The following is an 11,188-nucleotide window of genomic DNA, read 5'->3' as shown; positions in this document are numbered from 1 at the left end:
GGCGTTTTCTTTATACATTTTCAAGATGATCTTTTTTCAAAATGCTTTCTTCATCAAGCGTTGATAAACGGGAGATAGCATTACGGTAAGAAATTTCAAGGGTTTCTCTACTGGTTGCCATTACGCCTTGATCCACTAAAAATCCATCATTTACATCATATACCCAGCCGTGTAATGAGAGTTTTTGTCCGCGTTCCCAAGCACTTTTGACAATTGAAGTGCGCCCAAGATTATAAACTTGTTCCGCCACGTTAATTTTAGTCAACATATCTGCACGTTTTTCTGGAGAAAGTTTACCGAGAAGATGACCGTGTTTAAACCAAATATCACGAATATGAAGAAGCCAGTTGTTGATAAGCCCTAAATCTTTATCTGTCATAGCAGCATGAATACCACCACAATTGGTGTGGCCACAGATAATAATATGTTCAATTTTAAGCACATCGACGGCATATTGCACAACAGAAAGGCAATTAAAATCTGTGTGAATTACTTGGTTAGCAACATTACGGTGAACAAATAATTCACCTGGTTCAAGATTCGTCAATTTCTCAGCGGGTACTCGGCTATCAGAGCAACCAATCCAAAGGTAATGTGGCGTTTGATGATCCGCTAGCTCTTTGAAGTAAGTTGAATTTTCTTCCTTCATTCTTTGTGCCCAACTGTAATTGTTGGCAAAGAGTTGTTTAATTTTATCCATTTTACTTTCCTTAAAATTCTGAAAAAATTGACCGCACTTTGGCGTAAGTGCGGTCAATATTAAAGTGAAATTGAATTAGAAATTCGCATTTCTTGGTGCGCGTGGGAATGGAATCACATCACGAATATTTTGTACGCCAGTCACATAGACGATTAAGCGTTCAAAACCAAGACCAAAACCAGAATGTGGAACGCTACCATATTTACGAAGATCGCGATACCACCAATAATCATCTGGATTTAATCCCATTTCTTCCATGCGTTTATCAAGCACGTCTAAACGTTCTTCACGTTGTGAACCACCGATAATTTCACCAATTCCAGGTGCTAACACGTCCATTGCGGCCACAGTTTTCCCATCATCATTTAAACGCATATAGAATGCTTTAATGTCTTTTGGATAGTTTTTCACAACAACTGGTGATTTAAAATATTCTTCCGCTAAGAAACGTTCGTGTTCAGAAGAAAGATCGATACCCCAAGAAACAGGGAATTCAAATTTCTTACCAGATTTTAATAACACATCAATGGCATCGGTATAGTCAATTTGCGCAAAATCTGAGTTTACAAAGTTTTCTAAACGCGTAATAACATCTTTATCTATGTGTTTTTCAAAGAATTGTAAGTCGTCTTTACGCTCAGCCAATACTGCACGGAATACGTATTTCAACATATCTTCTGCAAGTTTTGCATTATCCGCTAACGTTGCAAATGCAACTTCAGGTTCAACCATCCAGAATTCAGCTAAGTGACGGGTAGTATTCGAGTTTTCTGCACGGAATGTTGGACCGAAAGTATAAATTTTGCTTAATGCACAAGCATAGGTTTCACCGTTTAACTGACCTGAAACCGTTAAAAATGATTCTTTTCCGAAGAAATCTTGGCTGAAATCTACTTTTCCATTTTCATCACGTGGAAGATTTTCTAAATCAAGTGTAGAAACACGGAACATTTCACCCGCACCTTCAGTATCTGATGCAGTAATTAATGGGGTTGCTACCCAGTAGAAACCTTGCTCATGGAAGAAACGGTGAATTGCTTGAGATAAGCAATGGCGAACACGTGCGACTGCACCAATAATATTGGTACGAGGGCGTAAGTGAGCTACTTCGCGTAAATATTCAATAGAGTGGCGTTTTGCTGCCATTGGGTAAGTATCAGGATCTTCAACAAACCCTGTCACTTCTACTTTTTCTGCTTGTAATTCAACCGCTTGTCCTTCTGCAGGTGATTCAACAACTTTACCTGTTACAATCACAGAACAGCCAGTTGTTAAACGCAAAATTTCGCTTTCGTAATTTTCAATATCGTTATTAATAATCGCTTGAATTGGATCAAAGCAAGAACCGTCATAAACCGCTAAGAAAGATAAGCCAGCTTTAGAATCGCGACGGGTACGCACCCAACCACGCACAGTGACGGTTTCACCAATCGTCACTTTCCCTTGTAATACATCAACAATTGATGCCACTTTAGACATATTAAACCTCTGTAACTGAATGTAATTCACATAAAATTGCCGATAGTTTACCTTAATGAAGGAAATTTTCCATAAAAATATAGTGTTGGTGCGGGTTATGAACAATAAAATAGCCTTAAAAATGTGTCCCAAATAAAATAGGGTAAAGCCTTATTAATATTGAATATACGCGATTTTATGCTAAAATCTCGGGCCAAAATCATTATGGCTAATAATAGGAAAAAATATGAAAGTTTTAGAAGGCTCAGTCGCAGCACCTAATGCAAAAGTTGCAGTAGCAATTGCTCGTTTTAACAGTTTTATTAATGAAAGTTTATTAGAAGGCGCAATTGATGCATTAAAACGTATCGGCCAAGTGAAAGATGAAAATATCACTATCGTGCGTGCTCCGGGTGCGTATGAGTTGCCATTAGTTGCTCGTCGTTTAGCAGAAAGTAAAAAATTTGATGCGATTGTAGCATTAGGTACAGTTATCCGTGGTGGTACTGCGCACTTTGAATATGTAGCAGGGGAAGCAAGCAGCGGTTTAGGAAAAGTTGCAATGGACGCTGAGATCCCTGTCGCTTTTGGGGTATTAACCACAGAAAATATTGAACAAGCAATTGAACGTGCTGGTACTAAAGCGGGTAATAAAGGTGCAGAAGCAGCCTTAACCGCACTTGAAATGGTTAATCTTATTCAACAAATTGATGCGGCATAAATCATGACAGAACAAAAACAAGTGAAAAAGCCTTCTGCTCGTCGTCGTGCGCGTGAATGTACCGTTCAAGCCTTGTATTCTTGGGCAGTATCCGGCAATACTGCAGAACAAGTTGAATTAGCCTTTGTGTTAGATCAAGATATGGATGGGGTAGATAAACCTTACTTCCGTAAATTATTTCGTCAAACAGTAGAAAATATTGAAACCGTTGATTTTTCAATTTCGCCTTATATTGACCGCGCTTTTGATGAGCTTGATCCTATTGAAACTGCAATTTTACGTTTGGCTGTTTATGAATTACGCTTTGAATTAGATGTGCCATATAAAGTGGTTATCAATGAAGCGATTGAAGTAGCAAAAGTATTCGGTGCAGATGAAAGCCATAAATATATCAATGGCGTACTTGATAAAATTGCACCAGCATTAGGGCGTAAATAATCCTTTTAAACTGAAAATGGCGCGCGTTTTTAACGCGTGCCTTTTCTTTTATAAGATAGGTGAAAAATGGCAATGGGTGAATTTGATTTAATTAAACGATATTTTCAGCAACAAATATTAGTTGATGATTTCGTTCAATTATCTATTGGCGACGATTGTGCGCTGGTTTCCGTGCCAGAGAATTATCAGCTTGCCATTACGACCGATACAATGGTAGAAAATACGCATTTTTTACCAACCATTTCACCCGAAGATTTAGCTTACAAAGCCGTTGCAACAAATTTAAGTGATCTTGCTGCAATGGGGGCACAACCCAAATGGGTTTCTCTGGCATTAACTTTGCCAAACGTAGATGAAAATTGGCTTTCAACATTTAGCCAAAGTTTATTGCACACGTTAAAACAATACAACGTCACATTAATTGGTGGCGATACCACAAAAGGCAACTTATCTATTACGATTACGGCACAAGGTTTTGTCGAAAAAGGTAAGTCGATTTGTCGGCATAAGGCGCAAGTTGGCGATTTAATCTATGTTTCTGGCACATTAGGCGATAGCGCAGCAGGTTTAACACAAATTTTATCGGGCAAAAGTGCGGTTGATTCTGATGATGTTTTTCTGCAACAACGTCATCTTAGACCCACACCTAGAATTGAACTTGGACGGGCGTTAATTGATATTGCCCACGCAGCCATTGATCTTTCCGATGGGTTAATCTCTGATTTAGGCCATATTCTTGAACGAAGTCAATGTGGCGCAGAAGTTGAACTTACAGCTTTACCTCTTTCATCATCGATTTTAAATAAATATGATCGCACTCAAGCGGAACAATTTGCCTTAAGTGGTGGAGAAGATTATGAACTTTGTCTTACCATACCGCCCGAATATAAAAATGAATTAGAATTACGCTTAAAAAAATTGAATGTACCTTGCACTTGCATTGGTAAAATCATTGAAAAGTGCGGCGACTTTTCTCCTCGTTTTTTACGGGATGGAAAACCTGTGAATATAACTTTTTCAAGTGGTTTCGATCATTTTAAGGAATCAAAATGACAGAAAATAATCCTCTTAAAAAAATCTCTCTTTTAAACCCTATTCATTTGCTTGCCGTTGGGTTTGGCTCGGGCTTAATTCATCCTGCTCCGGGCACGTGGGGGAGTTTGGCCGGAACAATTTTAGGCGTGATTTTGCTTTCTTTGTTAGGTGTAAAAACCTTTTTAATTTTCACCGCACTTTGTTTTCTACTCGGTTGCTACCTTTGTCAAAAAACCACAGAAGATATGGGCGTACACGATCATGGTTCTATCGTCTGGGATGAATTTGTCGGTGTGTTTATTGTATTAGCGGCGCTCCCATCATTATCTTGGCAATGGATTTTGGCTGCTTTTGCTTTATTCCGCTTTTTCGATATTTTAAAACCGTTCCCAATTCGTTATTTTGACGAAAAACTCGAAAGTGGTTTTGGCATTATTGTCGATGATGTATTAGCGGCAATTTATGCCGTGATTGTCGTATTTGCTATTCAGTATTGGATGTTGTGATGCTGAATTTAATCATTGTACATTTATTTGGCTTAATGACGCCAGGGCCTGATTTTTTCTATGTAAGTCGGATGGCGGCAAGTAACTCTCGTCGTAATACAGTTTGTGGCATTTTAGGCATAACGCTTGGCATCGCCTTTTGGGCAATGCTTTCCATGTTGGGATTGGCGGTGTTGTTCGTTACTATTCCTGCATTACATGGCGTGATTATGTTGCTAGGCGGTAGTTACCTAGCATATCTCGGTTTTTTAATGGCTCGCAGTAAAAAACACGCTCAATTTGAACCGCACTCTACAACAGAATTCAATCAACAAACCACGATCAAAAAAGAAATTGTGAAAGGGCTTTTAGTGAATTTATCCAATGCAAAAGTCGTGGTGTATTTTAGTAGCGTGATGTCGCTTGTCTTGGTAAATATCACTGAAATGTGGCAAATTATCTTGGCTTTTATGGTGATTGTGGTAGAAACATTTTGTTATTTTTATGTGATTTCATTGATTTTTTCACGTAATATTGCCAAGCGTTTATACAGTCAATACAGCCGTTATATTGATAATATGGCGGGTATTGTATTTTTATTTTTTGGTTGTGTGCTGGTTTATAGCGGCATCAACGAAATCATTCATTAATAAAAAAGGAAGTAACATGACATTAAAAATTGCAATCGCTGGTTCTGGCGGAAGAATGGGGCGTCAATTAATTCAAGCGGTTCATTCTGCGGAAGGTGTAGAACTAGGTGCGGCGTTTGAACGCAAAGGATCATCTTTAGTCGGGACGGATGCGGGAGAATTGGCGGGAATTGGTCAACTTGGTGTAACAGTTTCAGACGATCTTGAAAGCCAAAAAGATAAATTCGATTTATTAATCGATTTTACTCGACCAGAAGGCACCCTTGAACATATTGCATTTTGCGTAGCGAATAATAAAAAAATGGTGATCGGTACAACAGGTTTTGATGAAAATGGTAAAGCGGCGATTAAAGCAGCTTCAGATAAAATTGCTATTGTGTTTGCATCAAATTTCAGTGTTGGCGTGAATTTAGTCTTCAAGCTTTTAGAAAAAGCAGCAAAAGTGATGGGCAATTATTGCGATATTGAAGTGATTGAAGCTCATCACCGTCATAAAGTTGATGCGCCATCTGGCACCGCACTTTCTATGGGCGAACATATCGCGAAAACCTTAGGTCGTGATTTAAAAACGCACGGCGTATTTTGTCGTGAAGGAATCACAGGCGAACGTAAACGTGATGAAATTGGTTTTTCTACTATTCGTGCTTCGGATGTAGTAGGGGAACATACTGTTTGGTTTGCTGATATTGGCGAGCGTGTAGAAATTTCCCATAAAGCATCAAGTCGTATGACTTTCGCTAATGGCGCAGTGCGAGCTGGTAAATGGTTAGAAAATAAGGCGAATGGCTTATTTGATATGACCGATGTATTAGATTTAAATAATTTATAAATCAATTTCAATGTCACTTTCTACGTGACAGCAGCATAATAAAATTTCATCAGGTTGAATAAAGGCAAGGGGCGTATCTTTATAAGATACCTTGCCTTTTTTTATCTTCACACGACAAGAACCACAATAGCCACTACGGCATTGATATTCATGGTGAATATTATTTTTCTCGAGATGATCAAGTAAACTTGTTTCATTATTGAATTCTAATGTGGTTTTACTGTAGATTAGACGAATTTTCATAATAACAATGAAGTGAAATTTGTTGGGCATTATATAAGGAAAATCCATATGTTAAAAATACTGTGTTTTATAACCGCACTTTTTATTACTGCTTGTAGTTCTATTAGCAAAGAACCCGTGAAGACAGTGGATGTTTATATCAAACCTTATTATTCTGCTGAAAATGGAAAAGCAGAAAATGTATTTGTACATAAAGAAATTGATCCGATGCTACGTGAAAATACGATAAAAGGTTATGAAAGTGCGGTGAAATTTGTAGAAGAAAATCCGGCTCGCATTTCACCCATGACGATGTTCACGTTAGCCGCGCGGGCATACGATTTTGGCTTAAGAGATGAAGCTGTTATTTGGTTTTATCGTGGACAAAACCGTTTGATCACTGCACTTTATGTGTTGGATTTACCAAAACAAACAGTGCAAGATAATACAGGGTTTAGCCACGTAGTAGGGCAGTTTGTTAATGCTTATGCGTTTTGCAATTTTGATAAACAAAGTCGTGCTGCAGAAAATGCGGTGAAATGGACAATTAAGCATCCTTATGAAGTTATTTTCTTACCAGCATTGTCCGCAAAATTTGCAGATCGTAGAAAAGCGTTAAAAGAAGCAGAAGAAAAATTAGTTCAACGTTTACAGGAACAAGCACATTTTTTTGCTAATCCAAACAATAAAGAAAAATGGCAAAAAGAGCGGTCAGAAAATTTTGTGAATGAACGATTTTGTTGGTAATAAGAAAAAATGGAATAGCGATAACGTTATTCCATTTTTATTTTTGATAAACCAATGATTTTTCGTATTATTCTTTTACTTTTTAAGTACTTGGTATTATCATTACTCGGTTTTTTATTTTATAGAGAAAAGAGAAGCAGGGGAAACTATGCAACATCTGAACGAGCTTGTCGAGAAAGCGAAATTAGCGATTGAATCCATTCAGGATAAAAGTTTAACGGCTTTGGATGAAATCCGTGTCGAATATTTTGGTAAGAAAGGGCATTTTACTCAATTAATGCAAGAATTGCGTAATGTGTCAGCAGAAGAACGTCCGACTATGGGCGCAAAAATTAACGAAGCAAAACAAGCTGCGTTAGAATTTTTAAATGCAAAAAAAGCGGAGTGGGAACAGGCAGAACTTAACGCAAAATTAGAAAAAGAACGTGTAGATGTCAGTTTACCTGGTCGCAAAGTTGAAACTGGTGGCTTACACCCAGTTACCATGACGATTAATCGCGTAACAAAGTTTTTCTCAGAACTTGGCTTTTCAGTTGAAAATGGCCCAGAAATTGAAAGTGATTATTACAACTTCGATGCTTTAAATATTCCTAAACATCACCCAGCACGTGCCGATCACGATACTTTTTGGTTTAATCCAGAATTATTACTTCGCACTCAAACTTCTGGCGTGCAAATTCGTACTATGGAAAAAATGCAGCCACCAATTCGCATTATGGCTCCAGGACGTGTATATCGTAATGACTACGATCAAACGCACACGCCAATGTTCCACCAAATTGAATTGCTTTATGTGGATAAAAAAGCAAATTTCACAGAATTGAAAGGTTTATTGCACGATTTCTTACGTGCTTTCTTTGAAGAAGATTTACAAGTGCGTTTCCGTCCATCTTATTTCCCGTTTACTGAACCTTCAGCAGAAGTGGATGTGATGGGTAAAAACGGTAAATGGTTAGAAGTGTTGGGCTGCGGGATGGTGCACCCAAATGTGTTACGTAACGTGGGTATTGATCCGAATGAATATTCTGGTTTTGCCGTGGGAATGGGCGTGGAGCGTTTAACAATGTTACGTTATAACGTAACAGATTTACGTGCGTTCTTTGAAAACGACTTACGTTTCTTAAAACAATTTAAGTAATTTCTCGGATTTGAATTAAAAGGATAACAACAAATGAAATTTAGTGAACAGTGGGTAAGAGAATGGGTGAACCCTGCGGTGTCCACCGAGCAATTATGCGAGCAAATTACCATGCTTGGCTTAGAAGTCGATGGCGTGGAAAGCGTTGCGGGTAAATTTAATGGTGTCGTTGTGGGTGAAGTGGTGGAATGTGCACAACATCCAGATGCGGATAAATTACGTGTAACTAAAGTGAACGTAGGCGGTGATCGTTTATTGGATATCGTGTGTGGCGCACCAAATTGTCGTCAAGGCTTAAAAGTGGCTTGCGCAACAGAAGGTGCGATATTACCGGGCGATTTCAAAATTAAGAAAACGAAATTACGCGGTCAACCATCAGAAGGAATGCTTTGTTCATTTTCTGAATTAGGTATTGATGTTGAAGCTGACGGTATTATTGAATTGCCAGCTGATGCGCCAATCGGTACAGATTTACGTGAATATTTAGGTTTAAACGATAATGCCATCGAAATTAGCTTAACGCCAAACCGAGCGGATTGTTTAAGCATTGCGGGTATTGCGCGTGAAATTGGCGTGGTAAATAAACAGCCGGTAAATCAACCGCACTTTGAAACAGTGCCAGCAACAATTTCTGATAAAGTTCAAATTGATTTACAAGCGCCAGAAGCGTGCCCGCGTTATTTATTACGTGTGGTGAAAAACGTTAATGTGAAGGCTGCATCGCCAATGTGGATGCAAGAAAAATTGCGTCGTTGTGGTATTCGTTCTATTGATCCTATTGTTGATATTACTAACTATATTTTGCTTGAGCTTGGTCAGCCAATGCACGCGTTTGATGCGGCTAAAGTTGCACAACCTGTTCAAGTTCGCTTCGCAAAAGAGAGCGAAGAATTAGTATTATTAGATGGCTCAACGGCAAAACTTCAATCAAATACTTTATTAATTGCCGACCAAAATGGTCCTTTAGCAATGGCAGGGATCTTTGGTGGTGCTGCAAGTGGCGTGAATAGCGAAACGAAAGATGTCATTTTAGAATCCGCATTTTTCGCTCCATTAGCTATTGCTGGCCGTGCAAGACAATATGGTTTACATACTGATGCATCACACCGTTTTGAGCGTGGTGTGGATTTTGAATTAGCCCGTAAAGCTATGGAACGCGCAACCACATTATTACTTGAAATCTGTGGTGGTGAAGCGGGTGAGATTTGTGAAGCAAGCAGTGAAGCTCATCTTCCTAAAATCAATAAAGTTCAACTTTGCCGTAGTAAATTAGATGCACTTTTAGGTCATCATATTGAAACAGAAAGCGTAACAGAAATTTTCCATCGTCTTGGTTTCGATGTTACTTATGCAAATGATATTTGGACGGTAACTTCTGCAAGCTGGCGTTTTGATATTGAAATCGAAGAAGATTTAATTGAGGAAGTGGCGCGTATTTATGGTTATAACAGTATTCCAAACAATGCGCCATTAGCGCACCTCCGCATGCGTGAGCACAAAGAATCTGATTTAGATTTAGCTCGAATTAAGACCGCACTTGTGGATGCAGATTATCAAGAAGCCATTACTTATAGCTTTGTAGATCCAAAAATTCAAAGTTTATTACATCCACATCAAGAAGCACTTGTATTGCCAAACCCAATTTCTGTTGAAATGTCAGCAATGCGAGTGTCTTTGATTAGTGGTTTATTAGGTGCAGTGCTTTATAACCAAAATCGCCAACAATCTCGTGTTCGTTTATTTGAAACTGGATTGCGCTTTGTGCCAGATGCCAATGCTGAATTTGGCGTGCGTCAAGAATTTGTTTTAAGTGCGGTAATTACTGGAACGGCAAAATCTGAACATTGGGCTGGTAAAGCAGAGTCTGTAGATTTCTTTGATCTTAAAGGCGATTTAGAATCGGTACTTTCTTTAACAGAAGGTGGTAATAGAGTTCGTTTTGTTGCAAAACAATTTGATGCATTACACCCTGGACAATCTGCTGCTATTGAATTAGATGGTCAAGAAATTGGCTTTATTGGCGCAATTCATCCATCTATTAGCCAAAAACTTGGCTTAAATGGCAAAACTTTTGTATTTGAAATTCTTTGGAATGCAATTGCGGCACGTAATGTGGTGCAAGCAAAAGAAATTTCTAAATTCCCAGCAAACCGTCGTGATTTAGCTTTAGTCGTAGCAGATAGCGTACCAGCAGGGGAATTGATCGCAGCATGTAAACAAGCAGGCGGCGAAAAATTGGTGCAAGTGAACTTGTTCGATGTATATCAAGGTGTGGGCGTCGCTGAAGGCTATAAAAGTTTAGCGATTAGCTTGACTGTCCAAGATAATGAAAAAACACTTGAAGATGAAGAAATTAATGCAGTGATTTCAGCAGTATTAGCGGAGGTAAAACAACGCTTTAATGCTGAATTAAGGGATTAATATGGCTACGATAACCAAAATTGATATTATTGAATATTTAAGTGATAAATATCAGTTATCTAAACACGATACAAAAAATGTGGTGGAGAACTTTTTAGAAGAGATTCGTTCATCGCTAGAATCTGGTCATGATGTGAAATTATCAGGATTTGGTAATTTTGAACTACGTGATAAGTCGTCTCGCCCAGGGCGTAACCCGAAAACTGGTGATGTTGTTCCGGTTTCTGCTCGCCGAGTGGTGACATTTAAACCAGGGCAAAAGTTACGTGCTCGTGTGGAAAAAACTAAATAGTAAGCAACAAAAAGTGCGGTGAATTTCTACCGCACTTTTCATATGAAAAGGT

The 11,188-nt window shown here is 38.6% G+C and carries 13 protein-coding genes; 10 read left to right on the top strand and 3 right to left on the bottom strand.

All coding sequences use genetic code 11. The features are described from left to right. Positions 1-10: 10 nt before the first annotated feature. Entirely contained in the window at positions 11-700 is a 690-nt protein-coding gene (can, locus tag HMPREF9096_RS04125) for a carbonate dehydratase (RefSeq protein ID WP_032803425.1), read from the bottom strand. Between the two features lie 75 nt (positions 701-775). Continuing rightward, a complete protein-coding gene (asnS, locus tag HMPREF9096_RS04130) occupies positions 776-2,179 on the bottom strand; it encodes an asparagine--tRNA ligase (protein WP_009500528.1) in 1,404 nt (467 codons plus the stop codon). Between the two features lie 226 nt (positions 2,180-2,405). On the opposite strand from asnS, the gene ribE reads away from it, so the two are divergent. From ribE to dapB, 6 genes are all read left to right on the top strand, one after another. Beyond that, on the top strand, positions 2,406-2,879 hold the full coding sequence (gene ribE, locus HMPREF9096_RS04135) for a 6,7-dimethyl-8-ribityllumazine synthase (protein ID WP_005628657.1): 474 nt from the start codon (positions 2,406-2,408) through the stop codon (positions 2,877-2,879). A 3-nt stretch (positions 2,880-2,882) separates the two neighbouring features. Then, entirely contained in the window at positions 2,883-3,317 is a 435-nt protein-coding gene (gene nusB / locus HMPREF9096_RS04140) for a transcription antitermination factor NusB (RefSeq protein ID WP_005628659.1), read from the top strand. Between the two features lie 66 nt (positions 3,318-3,383). After that, entirely contained in the window at positions 3,384-4,370 is a 987-nt protein-coding gene (gene thiL / locus HMPREF9096_RS04145; protein WP_009500527.1) for a thiamine-phosphate kinase, read from the top strand. Continuing rightward, complete coding sequence (locus tag HMPREF9096_RS04150) at positions 4,367-4,858, top strand: phosphatidylglycerophosphatase A (RefSeq protein ID WP_009500526.1); 492 nt, start codon at positions 4,367-4,369, stop codon at positions 4,856-4,858. The genes thiL and HMPREF9096_RS04150 overlap by 4 nt, the downstream gene beginning before the upstream one ends. Next, a complete protein-coding gene (locus tag HMPREF9096_RS04155) occupies positions 4,858-5,487 on the top strand; it encodes a LysE family transporter (RefSeq protein ID WP_009500525.1) in 630 nt (209 codons plus the stop codon). Before HMPREF9096_RS04150 ends, HMPREF9096_RS04155 begins: the two co-directional genes overlap by 1 nt. Positions 5,488-5,503: 16 nt before the next feature. Then, on the top strand, positions 5,504-6,316 hold the full coding sequence (gene dapB / locus HMPREF9096_RS04160; protein ID WP_009500524.1) for a 4-hydroxy-tetrahydrodipicolinate reductase: 813 nt from the start codon (positions 5,504-5,506) through the stop codon (positions 6,314-6,316). On the opposite strand, the gene yfaE is transcribed toward dapB, so the two are convergent. Continuing rightward, positions 6,311-6,559: a class I ribonucleotide reductase maintenance protein YfaE gene (gene yfaE, locus HMPREF9096_RS04165; RefSeq protein WP_032803479.1), complete on the bottom strand. Its 249-nt coding sequence runs from the start codon at positions 6,557-6,559 to the stop codon at positions 6,311-6,313. The genes dapB and yfaE overlap by 6 nt on opposite strands. 48 nt (positions 6,560-6,607) lie before the next feature. Between yfaE and HMPREF9096_RS04170 the strand changes: the two genes are divergently transcribed. The 4 genes from HMPREF9096_RS04170 (at position 6,608) to HMPREF9096_RS04185 (ending at position 11,136) form a co-directional block, all read left to right on the top strand. Next, positions 6,608-7,285 (top strand): hypothetical protein, encoded by a 678-nt coding sequence (locus HMPREF9096_RS04170; RefSeq protein WP_009500522.1) that lies wholly within the window; start codon positions 6,608-6,610, stop codon positions 7,283-7,285. Between the two features lie 148 nt (positions 7,286-7,433). After that, the gene (gene pheS, locus HMPREF9096_RS04175; protein WP_009500521.1) at positions 7,434-8,423 is read left to right on the top strand and encodes a phenylalanine--tRNA ligase subunit alpha; all 990 of its coding nucleotides are present in this window, start codon (positions 7,434-7,436) and stop codon (positions 8,421-8,423) included. Between the two features lie 33 nt (positions 8,424-8,456). After that, complete coding sequence (pheT, locus tag HMPREF9096_RS04180; protein WP_009500520.1) at positions 8,457-10,844, top strand: phenylalanine--tRNA ligase subunit beta; 2,388 nt, start codon at positions 8,457-8,459, stop codon at positions 10,842-10,844. A 1-nt stretch (position 10,845) separates the two neighbouring features. Next, positions 10,846-11,136, top strand: coding sequence for an integration host factor subunit alpha (locus HMPREF9096_RS04185; RefSeq protein WP_005628676.1), 291 nt, complete (start codon positions 10,846-10,848; stop codon positions 11,134-11,136). Positions 11,137-11,188: the final 52 nt, after the last annotated feature.

The sequence above is a fragment of the Haemophilus sp. oral taxon 851 str. F0397 genome (assembly GCF_000242295.1).
In the GTDB taxonomy this organism is placed as follows: Bacteria; Pseudomonadota; Gammaproteobacteria; order Enterobacterales; family Pasteurellaceae; genus Haemophilus.
This window is presented reverse-complemented; position numbering and strand designations above follow the sequence as displayed.